Raw genomic sequence first — 17,170 nt, 5'->3', positions numbered from 1 at the left:
AAGATCCTCGAGAACCTCACCACTCCCGACTGCCCCCTATTCCTGGCACTCGCCGAGTGTGCATCGGGGGAGGTGATTGTTCCGCTCGCCCGTGAGCGTCGTCCGTTCAGCGGGGTATATCTTGCGGGAGGTGCTTCGACAGCTCCATCGCGTCGTGAAGGACACGTACGACTTCGACGACCTGATCCATCTGTTGTCGATAGAGGATCAGGTGCCTGGGGCGTGCGACTCGTCCTGCCGTGGACACGCTGCGGCAATGCATCAGGTGAAGGCTGCGCAGGCCAGCCGCCACCTCCGTACGTTTGCAACTGCCAGCTTGCTCCGGTGATTCACTGATCGAACGCAATGCCGCCTGGAGCAGCCCTTGGTAGCGTCGCCGTGCAGCGTCACCGAACTGCACCTGGGTGAAACGAAGGATTTCGCTGATGTCATTACGAGCCGCGTGAGACAGGCGGATCGTTGCTGTGGTCATTCTTTGTCAGCCTGCCCCAGGCTCCCCAGGTACTCATCCAGATTGTCCAGGTCGACCTCATCGAACTGACCGGCGTTCAGTTGCATGATGCCGATGCTGGCAGCGGTACGCAGGGCCTCGAGGCGTGCCTGCTCCTGAGCTTCGTGATCGATGAGCATGCGCAGGCCCGCACGCACCACCTCGCTGAAGTTCTGGTAGCGACCCGTTTGCACAAGCTCTTCGATGGTCTGCTCCATGGGGCCTGGGACAATCACATTGTGAGTGGCCATGCTGTGCTCCAGGTAATGAAGGGATATGGCGATTTATGCCATATCCCTGCCTCAAACGCCAAAGGTGACGGCAGGACAACCGACCTATGGCACCCTGCAGGCCGCTTGCGCCTGCGGTTGGCTGCTCCTACAGGGGACAGTGCTCAGCCTTTTAGCCAGAAATTCTCGAAGCGCCATGCACTGAACAGCGAGCGCTCTGGCTGCGCGCCGCCGAGTTCAGGCCTGGCCCGGACGGGTGAGCGGGGCGCGTTGGTCACGGAAATGCGGCAGGATGTGTTCGCCGAGGCGGTAGGCCTCTTCCAGGTGCGGGTAGCCGGCGAGGAAGAACAGGTCGATGCCGATGGCATGGTACTCGCGGATCCGCGCCACCACGTTGGCGTGGCTGCCGACGAGGGCACAGCCCGGCGGGATGCCGATGTAGCCGAAACCGGTCCACACGTTGGGGTGGATGAAGAAGTCGTCGAAGGCCCGCGCATCGTCCTGGTCGGCGTACTCGTGTTCGTAGCTCAGCTTGCGCGCGGTGCGCAGCCCGGCATGGGCGGCGCGGGTCTTGACCGTGCCCTTGGCCACGCCCTCGTCGAAGAAGCGCTTGGCCTCGGTCAGCGCGGCTTGCTCGGTGTCGCGGGTGATGACATCGATCGACAGGCCGAAACGGATATCGCGGCGCCCGTGCTTTAAGGCGCGTGCGCGGATGTCGGCGATCAGCGCGGCGATTTCGTCGGGGTGCTCGGCGCGCATCAGGTAGAAGTCGGCGTGCCGGGCGGCGAACTCCCGCGCCGCCTCGGACGAGCCCGCGGTGCAGATCAGCGGCAGCTCGGCCTTTTTCAAAGGCCCGCGCAGGCCACCGCCTTCGGCGCTGTAGTAGCGGCCCTGGTAGTGGAAGTCGGGGTTGTGCCAGTAACCACGCACCACGTCCATGAACTCGGTGGCGCGGGAGTAGCGCTCATCGTGCCCTTCGAAGTCGCCGACCTGGCGCTGGATCGCGTCCGAGCCGCCGTTGATGATGTTCCACACCAGCCGGTTGCCGGTGGCGCGCTGGTAGGTGGCGGCCTGCTGCACCGCCACCCAGGGCGTGTAGTGGTAGGGCTGGAAGGCGGTGACGAATTTCAGCGTGCGGGTTTCACGGGCCAGCAGCGAACACACCGTCCACGGCTCCTCGCCGGTCGGCGCGTTGACCATCAGCGCGCCGCCGAAGCCGTTGATCTCGGCGGCGCGGGCCACCTGGCCGAGGTAGTCGATGTAGCTGAAGTGATCGCCCACGGCGAAGCCCGAGACGGCCCCGGTGCTGGGGCCGCCGGCATGCCAGTCGCCGCGGTTGCGCGGGTCGCCCGGGAGGAACTGGGTCTCGCCGTGCAGCGGCAGGCGGGTGAAGAATTCGAGGCTCATGGTCGTGCTCCTGGCTTACTGGACACTGGGGTTGCAGATCGGGGTGACAGGCTGGCCGCTGATGACCTGGCGGGCGAACGGGATCGAGTCCCTGAGCGAGGCGTTGACCGTCTCGCTGTGGCCCAGGCCCTTGTACAGGTGGCCCTGGACCACGGAACCGGCCTTGCAGGCGTCCTGCATCAGCGCCACCTGGGTGCTGGCGGCGGGGGTCTTGTCCTCGGCACCGGTGCCGATGAAGATCGGTTGCGCCAGCTTGAGGGTGGGGTACGACACCTGGGCCAGCCAGGCCTTGAGCTGGTCGCCCTGATAGTCCTTCTTGGCATTGGCCGGGGTCAGCCCGCTGCCGACCACATCGCTGACCAGGGCGGACAGGCAACTGCTGCGCGCCTGCTCGAACAGCGGCAGGGCCTTGTCGGTGTAGAAGTCGCGCGGGTCGATGCTCGGGTCGTACTGCTGCGCCGCCAGCAGGGTGTAGAAACCGTAGGCCAGCGCCGGGTCGACCTTGTTCACATCCTGCTCGCCGACGTTCTGCGCGCCGATGGTGTAGATCACCCCGGTGCCGATGCTGCCCTTCACCCCGAGGTCCGGCGCGTAGGTGGCGGCATAGGCGCCAGCGGCGAAGGCCCCGGCGCCGCCTTGTGACTGGCCGACGATCAGCACCTTGTTGGCCAGGCCCGGCACGCCGGCGACCACGGCCTTGGCCGCGTCGAGGATGCCGTAGGCGGCCATGCGGTTGTTCAGCAGCGGGTGGCCGCCGGGCACGCCCAGGCCCTGGTAGTCGGTGGCGACGATGGCATAACCCTCGTCGAGCCAGCGGTTGAGGTACTGCACGTCACGGTACGAGCGGCCGGCCCAGGACGGCGCGCAGATATCGGCGACGCCCACGGTGCCGTGGCCCCAGCTGGCCACCGGCCAGCCGCCGGCGGGCGCTTTGCCCTTGGGGATGAACAGCGCGCCGGAGACCACGATCGGCGTCTTGCCGTCGATGCCGTCCAGCGAGGTGTAGAGGATGCGTTGCGCGCTGGCGGCGTTGGGCAGGCTCAGGGCGCTGTCCAGCGGCTCGCTGCGCAGCAGCTTGCCGGGGGTGGCCGGAATGGCCTTGCTCCAGGTGTAGAAGGCCGAGACCCGGCCGTCGCCCTGTTGCGGGTCGGGCCTGGGGGCGAAGGTGTCGGCGGCCACGGCGGCGATGGACAAGGCCAGGGCCGACAGGCCCAGGGCGAATGAGACGGGCAGTTTCATGGGCGGATCTCTTGATCAGTGTTGGCTGAGCTGGGCGTCGAGGGACGGCCAGTAATGGGTGAGCTGCAGGTCGTTCAGGGCCTGGCGGGTGAAGCCGGTGGCCAGGTCCGGGCCGATGTCGTAGGGCGTGCGGATCAGGCGGTTGTCCAGGGCGTAGCGGGCCAGCGCCTGGTAATGGGCCTTGAGCTGGGCATCGCTCTTCGGCGCCCAGCGCGCCTGCCAGGTCACCGGGTCGTCCTGGTCGTCGCGGCGCAGCACGCTCTCGGCCACGCCCGCGCGGGACGACAGCTTGTAGTAGGCGTCGCGGTTCTGCTCCTGGGAGATCCACCAGGCGGCCTTGACCCAGGCGGTGGCCACCAGCTGGGTGAGGTCGGCGTGCTGCTCGACGAAATGGTCGGTGGCCCACAGGTCCGAGACCAGCCGCCAGTCGTCGGCGCCTTGCTTGGTCGACCAGAGGATGCGCGCCACGCCCTTGTCTTCCAGGGCATAGGCCTCGTTGAGCAGCACCGCCGCATCCACCTTGCCCGCCGACACCGCCGCCGCGCCGACCTGCGGGTTGAGGTTGGCGATCTTGAAGTCGCTCAGTTGCAGCCCCTGGCTGACGAGGAAGTTGCTGAAGGCGAATTCCCATGGCCGGCCACGGTGCAAGGCCAGGCGCTTGCCCTTGAGATCCTGGATGCTGCGGGCGCTGGAGTTGGCCGGCACCACCAGGTACACGTTGTTGCCGCTGCCGCCGGGCACCACCAGCTTGCCCGGCACGTTGCCGGCGCCGGCGATCACCGACGGCAGGTCGCCGCGAACGGCGAAGTCCAGGCTGTCGTTGCTGAAGCCTTCGTTGATCTGCGGACCGGCGCCGGCGTGGGGCAGGGCGACCCAGTCCAGGCTGATGCCGCGCTGGGCCAGTTGCTGGGCGAGCCAGCCATCCTCGATCACCCGCCCGGGGATGCCGCCGAACACCGGCACGCCTCCCTGGGTGAAGGCGACGATGGCGATGCGCACGGATTTGGGTGGCTCGCCGGCCCAGGTGGTGAGGCTCAACAGCAGGCCGAGCAGGGCGAGGCCATGGCGCCAGAGGATTTTCATGATGTTGCGCTCCCGACAGTGTGCGGGCCGCGTGCTTGAGCGGCCCAGGCGTTTGTCAGGCAGGAGCGAAATGCATGCCAGGGCGCTGCGGGCAGGGCTGCAGCCCTTGTGCGGCAAGGGTTACGCGTTACTGTGAAGGCAGTGTTGCGCGGTTCGGGGTGCTGATCGGCAGGCAGGCCGTTGCTGACCGGTTGCTGCTCCAGCAGCAATGCAACGATTGGTTTTCTGTATATTCAATTATCGAATATATAAATATTTATTAATAATTTTTCGGTCTAAATTGTTTCATGCACTATGAGGGCGCGCACACACTGCCAGGAATGCCCCCATGTCGCTGATTACCCATCCCAATGCCCGCGAGCTGACCAAATCCGTGCGCGCCACCGTGCTGGTGTTCAAGGACCCGCGCTCCCAGGAGCTGCTCAGCCGCATCGAGCGCCTGGCCCCCAGCGAAGCCAACACCCTCATCATTGGCGAGACCGGCACCGGCAAGGAGCTGGTGGCCCGCCATATCCACAAGCTCAGTCGCCGTCATCGCGAGCCTTTCGTTGCGGTGAACTGCGGCGCCTTCGCCGAGACCCTGGTGGAGAGCGAGCTGTTCGGCCACGAGAAGGGCGCCTTCACCGGCGCCACCTCGAACAAGGCCGGCTGGTTCGAGGCCGCCAACGGCGGGACGCTGTTTCTCGACGAGATCGGCGACCTGCCGCTGAACATGCAGGTGAAGCTGCTGCGGGTACTGCAGGAGCGTGAAGTGGTGCGCCTCGGCTCGCGTACCCCGGTGCCGATCAACGTGCGCCTGGTGGCGGCGACCAACGTCAACCTGGCCGACGCCGTGGTGGCCGGGCATTTTCGCGAAGACCTGTTCTACCGCCTGCACGTGGCGACCATCCGCCTGCCGCCGCTGCGCGAGCGGCCGGGGGATATCCTGCCGCTGGCCGAGTTCTTCATCGAGGAGCATTGCCGGCGCCTGGGCTACGAGCGCGCCAGCCTGAGCATCGAGGCCGAGCGCAAGCTGCTGGCGCACAGCTGGCCGGGCAACATCCGCGAACTGGAGAACGCGATTCACCATGCGCTGCTGGTGTGCCGGCAGCAGCAGGTGGCGCCGGGGGACCTGCACCTGGTGGACATGCGCCCGCAGGCGTTGGGGCAACCGGAGGTGACCGGATTGCCGGCACCGGGCGCGGTGGCGCCGGTGAGCCTGGAAAGCGCCTTGCTGGCATTGTTCGAGCAGAACATCCCGGACCTGTACGAGCACATCGAGGAGACCGTGTTCCGCGCCGCGTATCGGTATTGCCATGGCAATCAGTTGCAGACCGGACGGTTGCTGAACATCAGCCGCAATATCGTGCGGGCACGGTTGGAGAAGATCGGGGAGTTGGGACGAGTGTAGCAGAATAAAGTTAGGTTAATTAACCTGCTAAAATGTCCTCGTGAGCCAGTAACTTAGCGTTCCGGCTCGCGAGGGAGGGCAAATGGCCTGTCTAGAAGATAAGCTGTTAACTTTTGCAATATCATGGGTGCCTGGCCGGGGTTGTCGTTCCTCACCCTAACACCAATCCAATCACCAAGAAAGAACATATCTTCGAGACGGGTTGCTAAGTGTTTATTTCTTCCTGGTTCCTTCACCGTGTACGAGTATCGGTGACCAGCTGCTGTCTACGCCAACACGCGCGAATTCAGCCCGGATCTGCTCTATGGTGAAGAATGGTTTGGACATGTAAACCACGGCAAAGAAATGTTTCCAGTCTTCGCTTCCCGCATAACCTCGCATGTCTTCATAAAAACCACCGATTACCTTCTTGGCTTCCTCTTCGGTAGTTGCATATTTGTACTCGATCGCTGCTTTCAGTGAGGGGATGCCAAGGTCAGCCTTGTATGTTTTTGTAACTTGAGGAACGGGTACTTCACGCAGGGTGTCAGGGAACACATGAGTCAGCAGCTTGTAAACGCAATTTCTGACTTCTGCCTCGCTAGTTGGAGATACTTGATGGTCATGCACAATTTTCGAGGTGTTTCTTAGAATGGCCGCAAGGAGCGTACGCTGTTTCCTCTCGTCAGTGTCTACAGAATTGCTGTTGATGAGAGCGGAGACCGATTTATGATATCGCCAGAAAAAAGCAAGTGTATCACTATGGTAGTCGCCATCTCTTGTAATTGAGAAGGATGCTGATTTGGTTGAATGCTTAGAATAGCCTAATTTGTATTCTTGTAGTAACTGGGTGTAGCCAAGGGATTCTATGAGAAGGCTTATAGAGAGATGGAGTCGTTCGATTTTTGATAGGAAATATGTTTCTTCCTCGTCATAGTCTTCATTAGTATCGCTTTGGGGGTCGATATACTCACTGAGGGTTTGCAGCTTATAAACTGATCCCCAAGCATCTGAGAGTTGTTCATCTATATCGCCGAGGAGGGATATTTGGGGTGCGTAGTTAACGTTGAGTCCCTGCATGTGCATTGTCCTTAATAAGTTGCTTTCGTTGAGCCACTGGTTAGCCTTTGTACGAAAAGTGCCTGCGCGACGATCATGCTGCGTTGAAAACAAGCTCGGAATGCTCATTGACAACCAGTCAAGTCGTGCGCGACTCCGACCGTTCCTCGCCTGTTTTCGCCTTGCCTGATCGCCGCTAGGCTACTTTTCGTACAAACCCTCGGATCCGCCGGACACGCGAGGTTGAGGCTATCCTCAACGCATTGTGCCAATGCCTTACGCACAGGATCAAGATTCCACCTGATCTATATAAGCCTCGAAGAACCAGTCGGGAATCTCTTCGTTACGGTATTCCAGCTGCACGCCATCGGTTATTTCCGCCAGCCACAACGCGCTCTGGCCGGAGTTGTCGAACACGTAGGCACGATGGCTGGCGGCGATGGCCTCAGGCAGCAGGTCGAGAGAGCGTTCGTAGCGGCTGCGTACCAGGTCGTCCCTGACCGGATGCCCGCCGGCGCGCACGCGAATGGCGACCCGCTCGATATTGATCTGCGGGTTCTCGGTCGAGACGAAATAGAGGTAGGTGCGATAGCCCTGGGCCTGGGCCAGGCGCATGAATTCGATCTTGCTCGGGTGCGACATGACGCTTTCGAAGGTGAAGCTCTGCTTCGCCTCCAGCAGGCGCTGGCGAATGAAATCGGCGATCACCGAGGCGAAGTACGAGTCCACCGGCACCGCACGGTAGTCGATCCGGTTATCGAGCAGTTGCAGCAGCCGGGCCTGTGCAGCCAGCTGCCGGGAAGCGATCAGATGATGCTCGAGATGGAAGGCGTGTAGTTCGGCCTGGGTGGCCTGAATGCCGAACGGGGCGAGGTCGATGAAGCCGGTGTCTTTCGCCTCGTGCTCGAGTTCGTCGGCATTGACGAAAAGGCGTGTCAGCGCCGCAGGCAGGCTGGCCTTGATGGTGCTCTTGCCCGAGCCGTTGGGCCCCGCGAAAACACGCAGTCTAGGCACGCCCGCCGGCCGTCTCTTCATCGACCCTGCGCACGCTGATCACCTCGCCGACCCGCACCTTGCGCCGGGGGCTGGCCTTGCCCAGCACGGTTCGGGCGCCATCGGCCTCGACGCGCACCAGTTCGCCCTCATCGACACACAGGACGCCGCGCTGGCTGGCCTGCAGGGCACGCAGGTAGGCCGAATGCGTGGCCTCGCTGGCGTGCAGGGGGATTTGTTGCTCAAGGGCATCGAGGTCTCGTTCGGAGACTTTCTTCGCTTTTGCTGCCATCGCTGGACACCTCCGCGCAACGCGAAACCGCTTGCGCACATGGGAGGCATCATAGCGCCGACACTGTAAAAAGGCATCATGGAGGGTCATCGGGCTGTCCTGGAGTGGAGTCGCCCTGCAGTCTGGCACAACGCTGCGCTCACCGTTTCCCAGGCTCACGTAGTCCGTTTCCCAAACCTGAAACGGGGCCGTCGAGCGGCCCCGCAGATCCGGCGTCGGTCCTCAGAAGCCGAAGTCGCTCAGCCCAGGATGATCGTCCGGGCGGCGTCCCAGCGGCCAGCGGAACTTGCGCTCGGCCTCGCTGATGGGCTGTTCGTTGATGCTGGCGTGGCGGTTGCGCATCAGCCCGTCCTCGGCGAACTCCCAGTTCTCGTTGCCGTAGGCGCGGTACCACTGGCCGCTGTCGTCGCGGTATTCGTAGGCGTAGCGCACGGCGATGCGGTTGTCGGTGAAGGCCCAGAGTTCCTTGATCAGGCGGTACTCCAGTTCGCGGTTCCACTTGCGGGTGAGGAAGGCCTGGGCCTCTTCGCGGCTGCTGCAGAACTCGGCGCGGTTGCGCCAGTGGGTGTCGAGGGTATAGGCCAGGGCTACCTTGGCGGCGTCGCGGCTGTTCCAGCCGTCTTCGGCCAGGCGCACCTTCTCGATGGCGGTTTCACGGGTAAAGGGGGGCAGTGGTGGGCGGGACATCGTGATCGATCCTTGCGGGAAGTGGGTTTGCAGGACCGAGATTAGACCCGTCGCAGGGCAGTGAGAATCGGTGCCCAGGGCACTTCATAATTGTCCTCGGAGGAACAATCCGCGCGGGAGTGCCAGGCCTGGCTGTCTATAGTTACCGCACCAGCTATTCCCAGCCCCACTGGAGCCCACTCATGACCTTGATCAGCCGCGAACCCTGGTGGCTCGTCCCGCCCAAGCCCGGGCAGACCGAGCGGGACCTGCACTGGGGCTACCTGGAAATCTACGCCGACGGCCGCACCGTGTTCGTCGACCAGCGCCCCAGTGAGCGGGAGCTGGCCGAACGCAAGAGCTGCCGCCACTTCCCCGATGCCGAAAAGCCCTGAGTCAACCTTCGAGCTGGGCCAGGCGCGCCTCCAGCGCCGCCACCCGGGCTTCCAGTGCCTCGATGCGCTCGTCCGCCGCGCTGGCGACGCGGCCGCCGCCATCCTGCTGGCGGGCGGCGAGAATCGCCTCGATTTCGGCCGGGTCGCCCAGGGCGTGGGTGTAGCGGTCTTCGCGCTGGCCGGCCTGGCGCGGCAGATGCAGGGCCAGTTCGCGCGAAACCAGGCGCTCGAGCTGGTGCTGGACCTGATCGACGTCCTCGAAGGCGTACAGGCGGTTGCTGCGGGTCAGCAGCTCGCTGAGGGTCTGCGGGCCGCGCAGGAACATCAGCCCCATCAGCACCAGCTGCGCCGGCACCAGTTCCAGGGCCTTGTCCACCCGCTGCTCCCAGCGGTCGGCGCGGCTGCCCATCTGCAGGCGAGCCATCTCCTGGTTCTCCAGGGCGCGCAGGGCCTGGCCGACCTGGCCGGGGGAGAGGTTCATGACGGGTTCGCGGCTGGTCTTCTGGTTGCAGGCCAGGACCAGGGCATTGAGGGTCAGGGGGTAGGTTTCCGGGCTGGTGGCCTGCTTCTCGATCAGCGAGCCGAGCACGCGGATCTCGATGCTGCTGAAACGGCCTTCGCCGATGGTTTGCTGTTCTGACATGGCCCTGTCTCGTTGCGAGGAAAAGGCCACTAGCCTAGGTAAAGCGCCGGGCTTAAGCAATCACCGGGGCATTGCCGGTCAAGCTCGCTGCCAACGGAAGCGGCTTGACCGGTAACCAGGGCTTCAGGCGTTGCGCCGCTCCATGGCCTGGCACGCCGCCGCGGTGAACAGCACGTCGGTGGAGGAGTTCAGCGCGGTTTCCGCCGAATCCTGCAGCACGCCGATGATGAAACCGACCGCCACCACCTGCATGGCGATCTCGCTGGGGATGCCGAACAGGCTGCAGGCCAGCGGGATCAGCAGCAGCGAGCCACCGGCCACGCCCGAGGCGCCACAGGCGCAGACCGCCGCCACCACGCTGAGCAGCACCGCGGTCGGCAGGTCCACCGGAATGCCCAGGGTGTGCACGGCGGCCAGGGTCAGCACGGTGATGGTGATCGCCGCGCCGGCCATGTTGATGGTCGCGCCCAGTGGGATCGACACCGAATAGGTGTCCTCATGCAGGCCGAGTTTTTCCGACAGCGCCAGGTTGACCGGGATGTTGGCCGCCGAGCTGCGGGTGAAGAACGCGGTGATGCCGCTCTCGCGCAGGCACAGCAGGGTCAGCGGGTAGGGATTGCGGCGGATCTTCCAGAACACGATCAGCGGGTTCATCACCAGCGCCACGAACAGCATGCAGCCGATCAGCACGCCGAGCAGGTGCAGGTAGCCGAGCAGCGCGTCCAGGCCCGATTGCGCCAGGGTGGCGCTGACCAGGCCGAAGATGCCCAGCGGGGCGAAGCGGATCACCACGCGCACGATCAGGGTCACGCCGTTGGACAGGTCCTCGACCACGGTGCGGGTGGTGTCGTTGGCATGGCGCAGGGCCACGCCCAGGCCGATGGCCCAGGTCAGCACGCCGATGAAGTTGGCGTTGAGCAGTGCGTTGACCGGGTTGTCCACGGCGCTGAGCAGCAGGTTCTGCAATACCTCGCTGATTCCACCAGGGGCGCTGAGCGCGGCGTTGCTGGTGGTCAGCGCCAGGTTGGACGGGAACAGCATGCTCGCCGCCACGGCCACCACCGCTGCGGCGAAGGTGCCCAGCAGGTACAGCCAGAGGATCGGGCGGATGTGGGTTTCCTGGCCATGGCGGTGGTTGGCGATCGAGGCCATCACCAGGATGAACACCAGCACCGGCGCCACGGCCTTCAGGGCGCTGACGAAGACCTTGCCGAGGAACGCCAGGTCGCGGGCCACGGCGGGGGCGAGCAGGGCGAGGAGAATGCCGGCCACCAGGCCGATGCAGATCTGCGTCACCAGGCCGGTGCGGTTGATGAGGCGGAGGATGGGGGTCATGTGCAGCGCAATCCAGTTACGTGAAAGCGCGCGACTTTATCACAGACCCGCAGGGCATAGCGTGGGAGGGGCATACCCTGCGATCATCGGCCGCTCTACCAGTGAAACAACTCCCGCCGCGCGCCCTCGGTGATCGCCAGGATCCCCGGGTGCTTGACCTTGCGCTCCACCGAAATGGCGTAGAACGACTCGTTCACCGCCTCGGTCTGGCCGATCAGCCGCACTCCGTACTGGCGGCAGACTTCCTCGGCGATCACGCTGGGGGCGACGAAGATGCCGCTGCCCGACTGGCCGAAGGCCTGCATCAGCGCGCTGTCGTCGAATTCGCCGACGATGCGCGGCTGCACCTGCTGCTCGGCCAGCCAGCGCAGCAGCCGGCTGCGCACCACGGTCTCCTGGCCGGGGATCAGCAACGGCGCGTCGTCCAGGCAGGCGGGGAAGGGCCGGTCGAGACGTTCGGCCAGCGTGGGCGTGGCGAAGAAGCTCAGGCCGCATTCGCCGAGTTTCTGGCTGTAGCCCTTGATGTCCAGGTGGCTGGGCATGGGGCTGTCGGAGATCACCAGGTCCAGGCGCTGGATCGCCAGGTCCGCCAGCAGCCGTTCGAGCTTGTCCTCGCGGCAGCTGATGCGCAGCACCTCGTCCAGCTCCATGGTCGGCGCCAGCAGGCGGTAGACGATGGACTTGGGCACCACGTCGGCCACCCCCACGCGAAACAGGATCTGCTCCTGCGGCCCGGCGCGCAGCATGGCTTCCAGCTCGCCGCCGATCTGGAACATCTGCTCGGCGTAGACCAACGCCTGGCGCCCGGTCTCGGTCAGCTCCAGCTGGCGGCCGACGCGCTGGAACAGCTCCAGGTTCCAGGTCTGCTCGAACAGGCTGATCTGGCCGCTGATGGTCTGCGGGGTGAGGTTCAGCTGCTCGCTGGCGCGGGCGATGCTGCCGGTCTTGGCCACGGCCCAGAAATAGTGGAGCTGGCGGTAGTTGAGCATGGTCTGACTCAGTTCGGAAAAACCGAAGTATACACGCCGAAAAAACGAATTTTCCGGATGTTTCAGCCTCTTTAGAATGCCATCCCATCAGGCGCATGACGCGCCGTCCGGAATTCGACAAGCGAGGACCCCATGCTACAACTCAAATCCATTGGTACACCGCTGGTGCTGGCCCTGGCCCTGTTCGCCATGTCTGGTTGCGACCAGGCCGAGAAATCCGCCCAGCAGATGCTCGACCAGGCCGCCGAAACCGCCAAGCAGGCCATCGACAAGACCAACGACGCCGCCCAGCAGGCCCTGAGCGACGCCATCGGCAGCGATGCCGAGAAGGCCAAGGCCGAAGACGACAAGAAAGACACCCAGGACATCTGAGAGCAGGACTGACCAATGGAATATTTGCTGGAACTCGCCGCAAGCCCCACCGCCTGGGTTGCCCTCGCCACCCTGGTGGCCATGGAGGTCGTGCTTGGCATCGACAACCTGATCTTCATCTCCATCCTCACCAACAAGCTGCCTGAGCAGTACCGCTCCAAGGCCCGCCGTATCGGTATCAGCATGGCCCTGGTCATGCGCCTGGCACTGCTCAGCACCGTAGCCTGGATCGTTCAGCTGACCGAGCCGGTCATCGAGGTGTTCGGCCACACGTTCTCGTGGAAGGACATGATCCTCATCGCCGGTGGCCTGTTCCTGCTGTGGAAGGCGACCAAGGAGATCCATGAAAGCGTCGACCCCCATGGCGCCAAGGAAGAGTCCAAGGCCGGCAACGCCGTGACCATCGGCTTCACTGCGGCGATCTTCCAGATCCTGCTGCTGGACATCGTCTTCTCGATCGACAGCATCATCACCGCCGTGGGCATGACCGAGCACCTGCCGATCATGATCATCGCCGTGATCAGCGCCGTGATCGTGATGCTGGTGGCCGCCGACCCGCTGGCCAAGTTCATCAACGACAACCCGACCGTGGTGATGCTGGCCCTGGGCTTCCTGATCATGATCGGCATGACCCTGATCGCCGAAGGCTTCGGCGCTCATGTACCGAAAGGTTATGTGTATGCGGCCATGGCGTTCTCGACGGCGATCGAGATCCTCAACATCCTGGCGCGCCGGGCGCGCTTGAAGCGTGAGGCGGCCGAGGGCAACTGAGCCGCGAGCTGCAAGTGATAAGCAAGAGGGAGCCTAGGCTCCCTCTTGTCGTTCATGGCTCGAAGTTTGGAGATGCTGTCAATGCGCCTCGGCATGACGCCGGGCACGACGCACCGGCTGGGCCTTGGCCACGGCCTGTGGGGGCAGATGGTGAGGGTGGGAATGCCGGCGCACGATGCGCAATACCCCCCAGAGCATGGCCGCCGCGACGCTGAGCCACATGCCGACCAACACGAGAATTGCCATTGTCAGGCTCATGTGTGCCTCCTTCTCTCTGGCGAGCCGTGCTCGCCATCCAGACACAGCTTCAGTCTAGCCTGTCGGCTGTGACGTTCCATTGACCGAAGGTCTAGTCCTTGGGCCGTTTCGTTCCAAGTCAGCGCCGGGCTATACCCGCGGGCGTCGGCATCCTATGATCGGCTTCTTGGCCGGGCGCTGCCTGCCTGGCCGCGGAACAAGCGAGTGTCCACGTTGCAAAAGCTCTCCAAGTTTCGGGCCTTGGGCCCACGTCGCCTGCTGGCCGCCTGCCTGGTGGCGGCGACCCTGTCCGGCTGCGCCGGCACGCCACCGGCCGCGCTCAAGGGCCTGCCGCAGCGGGTCGAGATCAGCAGCGTGCCGTTCTATCGCGGCAACGCCAACCACAGCGGCTCGATGGCCCTGGCCGCGGTGCTGTCGCAGCAGGGCGCGCCGATCACCCCGGGCCTGCTCGACAAGGCGCTGGGCCTGCCCAAGGCCGCCGAATCGCTGGACACTGGCATCCCCCGGGTAGCCCGCGAGTACGGTCGGGTGGTCTACCCGCTGGACAAGCACCTGGACGCGCTGCTCGCGCAAGTGGCCGCCGGCTATCCGGTGCTGCTGCGTTATCAGGAAGGTTCGGCCTGGTGGAGCGAGCCGCGTTACGCGGTGCTGATCGGCTACGACCGCTACAAGCAACGGGTGCTGTTGCGTTCGGGCATGCATCGGCGCCAGTTGATGGCGTTCGATGATTTCGAGTCGGCGTGGGCCAAGGAGGGCAATTGGGCGGTGCTGCTGCAGTCGCCACGGCAACTGCCGGCCCAGGTGGATCGCCAGCGCTGGTTGCAGGCGGCGGACGAGCTGGCCCGTGCGGGGCAGGAGATCGCGGCGAAGCAGGCGGTCACCAGCCTCGGGCATTGAGGGCTGGGACCGCTTTGCGACCGGAAAGGGCCGCAAAGCGGCCCCGAACTGTCTTAGAAGCCCAGACGATCGCGCAGGCTGTAGTACCAGGCACCAATGGCGCTGAACGGCACGCGCAGCATCTGCCCACCCGGGAACGGGTAGTGCGGCAGGCCGGCGAACGCGTCGAAGCGCTCGGCCTGGCCGCGCAGGGCCTCGGCCAGCACCTTGCCCGCCAGGTGGGTGTAGGTCACGCCGTGACCCGAACAGCCCTGGGAGTAATAGATGTTGTCGCCGATCCGGCCGACCTGCGGAAGACGCGACAGGGTCAGCAGGAAGTTACCGGTCCAGGCATAGTCGATCTTGACGTTCTTCAGCTGCGGGAAGGCCTTGAGCATCTTCGGACGGATGATCGCCTCGATGTTCGCCGGGTCGCGCGCGCCGTACACCACGCCACCGCCGAAGATCAGGCGCTTGTCGCTGGTCAGGCGGTAGTAGTCGAGCAGGTAGTTGCAGTCCTCGACACAGTAGTCCTGCGGCAGCAGGGTGCGCGCCAGCTCCTCGCCCAGTGGCTCGGTGGTGATCACCTGGGTGCCGCATGGCATCGACTTGGCCGCCAGTTCCGGCACCAGGTTGCCCAGGTAGGCGTTGCCGGCGACGATGATGAACTTGGCGCGGACCTTGCCCTGCGGGGTATGCACGACAGGGTTGGCGCCACGCTCGATGCGCACGGCCGGGGTCTGCTCATAGATGATGCCGCCCAGCGACTCGACCGCGGCGGCTTCGCCCAGGGCCAGGTTCAGCGGGTGGATGTGGCCGCCGCTCATGTCGAGCATGCCGCCGATATAGCTGTCGCAAGCCACCACTTCACGGATGCGCTTCTGGTCCATCAGCTCCAGCTGGGTGTGGCCGAAGCGTTCCCACAGGCGCTTTTGCGATTCCAGGTGGCCCATCTGCTTGCTGGTCAGCGCGGCGAACACGCCGCCGTCCTTCAGGTCGCACTGGATGTCGTACTTGGCCACGCGCTCACGGATGATGCGCCCGCCTTCGAAGGCCATCTGGCCCAGCAGTTGTGCCTGCTTGGGGCCGACGGTGCGTTCGATGACGTCGATGTCGCGGCTGTAGCTGTTGACGATCTGGCCGCCGTTGCGGCCCGAAGCGCCGAAGCCGACCTTGGCGGCCTCGACGATGCTCACCTTGAAACCGTTCTCCAGCAGGAACAGGGCGCTGGACAGGCCGGTGTAGCCGGCGCCGATGATGCACACATCGGTTTCCACCTCACCCTGCAGCGCCGGACGTGGCGGCACCGGGTTGGCCGAGGCGGCGTAGTAGGACTGGGGGTAGGGGGTGTTAGCCATGCTCGAGGAACCTCGTGTTTTATATTTTTAACGAATGTACCGATGCTATCAATAATAATAAACACCCGCTAGTCGTCCGGTGAAAATCCTTTACGCCCCCCCTGAAACCTGGCCTTTCTATAAATAGCTTAAGTTTCAGTAGCTTAGCGTGAAAAAAAGTGTTGACAGGGTATCTGGATCGCGTAGAATGCGCCCCACACGACAGGCACATAGCTCAGTTGGTTAGAGCACCACCTTGACATGGTGGGGGTCGTTGGTTCGAGTCCAATTGTGCCTACCAAACATTATCGCTCTTTAGGGCGATATCGAAAAAGGCGATCCGAAAGGGTCGCCTTTTTCGCATGCGCGGTTTTTTCACGGCTCGAGGGCAAGGAATGAAATTCATCGTGATGGCCGCATGCGCGGCGTTGTTGTTCGGTTGCGCGGCACCCCAATCCATGAGGGCGCAGTATGCACCCTCGGATACCTATGTGGACCTGAGGCCCTATGTTTCGCCTGTCAATGTTGCTGTCTACCAGAGTCCGCAAGCGCTGTTGAAGAAAGTCGCCGACCTGGGTGGGCCGCAGGGCAAGATGGAGACCAACAACGAATTCAATGCGCGGATGTCGGCGCTGGGCGGCTCGGTGATCTTTTCCGAGATCAATGATGCAGAGATAAGGTTCAACCAGGAAACCGGTGCTCTGAGCTACGCAAGCGACATGCCGGATGCGCAGACCTTTGGCTTTATGGAAAAAGGGCGGGGTACCGCAGATCCTGGCAAGCTCTATGTGGCAATCAGGCTGAAAGGGGATTGGCAGGACAAGGGCGAGTTCGTCGGCCAGAATGCGTTCGGCGCCACGGCGGCCATGCGTGAAGTCGAAGGGCGGCGGGTGTTCCTGGTTTCTCCGCCCATGCCCGGCCCGCGCCTGGGGATCGTTGAAGTTAGTCTTGTCACCGACCTGAAGATGTCGGCCGCCGAGTTCAAGGCGCAGCGGGAGAACCTGCGGCTGGCGGTGATCTATGAGTCGGTGCCGAACTACCTGCAATACCGCAAGGTGGTGGCCCAGGCCACCATCCGCAACCGCCAGGAAACCACGGCCAACAACTACTTCTTCAGTGTGAAGCTGGCGGCGGCAGGGATCGTCAACATCAAGACTGGGCAGATCTATGCCGACAAGCTACGCGTGCGCTTCAATGCCTTTTGATGGTAGTGATTGAAGTCGCTGATTTTTTTGCAATTTTTTTGCAAGACGGTGTTGACATGGTTGGCCGATTGCGTAGAATGCGCACCACACGACAGGCACATAGCTCAGTTGGTTAGAGCACCACCTTGACATGGTGGGGGTCGTTGGTTCGAGTCCAATTG

Annotated in this window: 20 protein-coding genes and 1 tRNA gene; 7 read left to right on the top strand and 14 right to left on the bottom strand. The window is 63.7% G+C overall.

The window, feature by feature from the left end; all coding sequences use genetic code 11:
* Window positions 1-106: 106 nt before the first annotated feature.
* The 5 genes from HU735_RS10550 to HU735_RS10530 all read right to left on the bottom strand — a co-directional run bounded on the left by HU735_RS10550 (window position 107) and on the right by HU735_RS10530 (window position 4,449).
* Window positions 107-472, bottom strand: coding sequence for a type II toxin-antitoxin system RelE/ParE family toxin (locus HU735_RS10550; protein WP_186713449.1), 366 nt, complete (start codon window positions 470-472; stop codon window positions 107-109).
* Window positions 469-741 carry a type II toxin-antitoxin system ParD family antitoxin gene (locus tag HU735_RS10545; protein WP_186713448.1) on the bottom strand — a complete coding sequence of 91 codons (273 nt, stop codon included), beginning with the start codon at window positions 739-741 and terminating at the stop codon, window positions 469-471. Before HU735_RS10545 ends, HU735_RS10550 begins: the two co-directional genes overlap by 4 nt.
* Before the next feature lie 216 nt (window positions 742-957).
* Window positions 958-2,127 (bottom strand): LLM class flavin-dependent oxidoreductase, encoded by a 1,170-nt coding sequence (locus tag HU735_RS10540; RefSeq protein ID WP_186713447.1) that lies wholly within the window; start codon window positions 2,125-2,127, stop codon window positions 958-960.
* Window positions 2,128-2,142: 15 nt separating this feature from the next.
* Window positions 2,143-3,366, bottom strand: coding sequence for a lipase family protein (locus HU735_RS10535; RefSeq protein WP_186713446.1), 1,224 nt, complete (start codon window positions 3,364-3,366; stop codon window positions 2,143-2,145).
* A gap of 15 nt (window positions 3,367-3,381) precedes the next feature.
* A complete protein-coding gene (locus HU735_RS10530) occupies window positions 3,382-4,449 on the bottom strand; it encodes a PhnD/SsuA/transferrin family substrate-binding protein (RefSeq protein WP_186713445.1) in 1,068 nt (355 codons plus the stop codon).
* A 328-nt stretch (window positions 4,450-4,777) separates the two neighbouring features.
* Here HU735_RS10530 and HU735_RS10525 point away from each other — a divergent pair, with 328 nt between their 5' ends.
* Entirely contained in the window at window positions 4,778-5,839 is a 1,062-nt protein-coding gene (locus HU735_RS10525; protein WP_186713444.1) for a sigma-54 dependent transcriptional regulator, read from the top strand.
* 213 nt (window positions 5,840-6,052) lie between these two features.
* Here HU735_RS10525 and HU735_RS10520 read toward each other — a convergent pair whose 3' ends face one another.
* From HU735_RS10520 to HU735_RS10505, 4 genes are all read right to left on the bottom strand, one after another.
* On the bottom strand, window positions 6,053-6,898 hold the full coding sequence (locus HU735_RS10520) for a hypothetical protein (RefSeq protein ID WP_186713443.1): 846 nt from the start codon (window positions 6,896-6,898) through the stop codon (window positions 6,053-6,055).
* A gap of 267 nt (window positions 6,899-7,165) precedes the next feature.
* Window positions 7,166-7,912 (bottom strand): zeta toxin family protein, encoded by a 747-nt coding sequence (locus tag HU735_RS10515; protein ID WP_186713442.1) that lies wholly within the window; start codon window positions 7,910-7,912, stop codon window positions 7,166-7,168.
* Window positions 7,884-8,162 carry a hypothetical protein gene (locus HU735_RS10510; RefSeq protein ID WP_186713441.1) on the bottom strand — a complete coding sequence of 93 codons (279 nt, stop codon included), beginning with the start codon at window positions 8,160-8,162 and terminating at the stop codon, window positions 7,884-7,886. The genes HU735_RS10515 and HU735_RS10510 overlap by 29 nt, the downstream gene beginning before the upstream one ends.
* A 222-nt stretch (window positions 8,163-8,384) precedes the next feature.
* Window positions 8,385-8,849 carry a DUF1348 family protein gene (locus HU735_RS10505; RefSeq protein ID WP_050705204.1) on the bottom strand — a complete coding sequence of 155 codons (465 nt, stop codon included), beginning with the start codon at window positions 8,847-8,849 and terminating at the stop codon, window positions 8,385-8,387.
* A 182-nt stretch (window positions 8,850-9,031) separates the two neighbouring features.
* Here HU735_RS10505 and HU735_RS10500 point away from each other — a divergent pair, with 182 nt between their 5' ends.
* On the top strand, window positions 9,032-9,223 hold the full coding sequence (locus HU735_RS10500; protein ID WP_186713440.1) for a hypothetical protein: 192 nt from the start codon (window positions 9,032-9,034) through the stop codon (window positions 9,221-9,223).
* 1 nt (window position 9,224) lies between these two features.
* Here the strand turns inward: HU735_RS10500 and HU735_RS10495 are convergent, their stop codons facing one another.
* The 3 genes from HU735_RS10495 to nhaR all read right to left on the bottom strand — a co-directional run bounded on the left by HU735_RS10495 (window position 9,225) and on the right by nhaR (window position 12,190).
* A complete protein-coding gene (locus tag HU735_RS10495) occupies window positions 9,225-9,866 on the bottom strand; it encodes a DUF480 domain-containing protein (RefSeq protein ID WP_186713439.1) in 642 nt (213 codons plus the stop codon).
* Window positions 9,867-9,989: 123 nt separating this feature from the next.
* Window positions 9,990-11,201 carry a serine/threonine transporter SstT gene (gene sstT / locus HU735_RS10490; RefSeq protein WP_186713438.1) on the bottom strand — a complete coding sequence of 404 codons (1,212 nt, stop codon included), beginning with the start codon at window positions 11,199-11,201 and terminating at the stop codon, window positions 9,990-9,992.
* Between the two features lie 95 nt (window positions 11,202-11,296).
* Window positions 11,297-12,190, bottom strand: coding sequence for a transcriptional activator NhaR (gene nhaR, locus HU735_RS10485; protein ID WP_050705208.1), 894 nt, complete (start codon window positions 12,188-12,190; stop codon window positions 11,297-11,299).
* A gap of 132 nt (window positions 12,191-12,322) precedes the next feature.
* Here nhaR and HU735_RS10480 point away from each other — a divergent pair, with 132 nt between their 5' ends.
* Together HU735_RS10480 and HU735_RS10475 are read left to right on the top strand one after the other, a co-directional pair.
* Window positions 12,323-12,562, top strand: a complete 240-nt coding sequence (locus tag HU735_RS10480) for a hypothetical protein (protein WP_050705209.1) — start codon at window positions 12,323-12,325, stop codon at window positions 12,560-12,562.
* A gap of 15 nt (window positions 12,563-12,577) precedes the next feature.
* Window positions 12,578-13,333: a TerC family protein gene (locus HU735_RS10475; protein WP_186713437.1), complete on the top strand. Its 756-nt coding sequence runs from the start codon at window positions 12,578-12,580 to the stop codon at window positions 13,331-13,333.
* A gap of 78 nt (window positions 13,334-13,411) precedes the next feature.
* Here HU735_RS10475 and HU735_RS10470 read toward each other — a convergent pair whose 3' ends face one another.
* Entirely contained in the window at window positions 13,412-13,591 is a 180-nt protein-coding gene (locus HU735_RS10470; RefSeq protein ID WP_186713436.1) for a hypothetical protein, read from the bottom strand.
* Window positions 13,592-13,795: 204 nt separating this feature from the next.
* On the opposite strand from HU735_RS10470, the gene HU735_RS10465 reads away from it, so the two are divergent.
* Window positions 13,796-14,488: a peptidase C39 family protein gene (locus tag HU735_RS10465; protein WP_052896440.1), complete on the top strand. Its 693-nt coding sequence runs from the start codon at window positions 13,796-13,798 to the stop codon at window positions 14,486-14,488.
* A gap of 53 nt (window positions 14,489-14,541) precedes the next feature.
* On the opposite strand, the gene HU735_RS10460 is transcribed toward HU735_RS10465, so the two are convergent.
* Window positions 14,542-15,825 carry an FAD-binding oxidoreductase gene (locus HU735_RS10460; RefSeq protein WP_186713435.1) on the bottom strand — a complete coding sequence of 428 codons (1,284 nt, stop codon included), beginning with the start codon at window positions 15,823-15,825 and terminating at the stop codon, window positions 14,542-14,544.
* Window positions 15,826-16,028: 203 nt separating this feature from the next.
* Here HU735_RS10460 and HU735_RS10455 point away from each other — a divergent pair.
* Window positions 16,029-16,105, top strand: a tRNA-Val gene (locus HU735_RS10455).
* 94 nt (window positions 16,106-16,199) lie between these two features.
* Complete coding sequence (locus HU735_RS10450) at window positions 16,200-17,009, top strand: hypothetical protein (protein ID WP_186713434.1); 810 nt, start codon at window positions 16,200-16,202, stop codon at window positions 17,007-17,009.
* Window positions 17,010-17,170 lie beyond the last annotated feature (161 nt).

It is taken from the genome of Pseudomonas sp. BW16M2, assembly GCF_014268865.1.
GTDB lineage: Bacteria > Pseudomonadota > Gammaproteobacteria > Pseudomonadales > Pseudomonadaceae > Aquipseudomonas > Aquipseudomonas peradeniyensis.
Note: the sequence above shows the minus strand (reverse complement) of the source record. Positions and strands in the feature narration are given on the sequence as shown.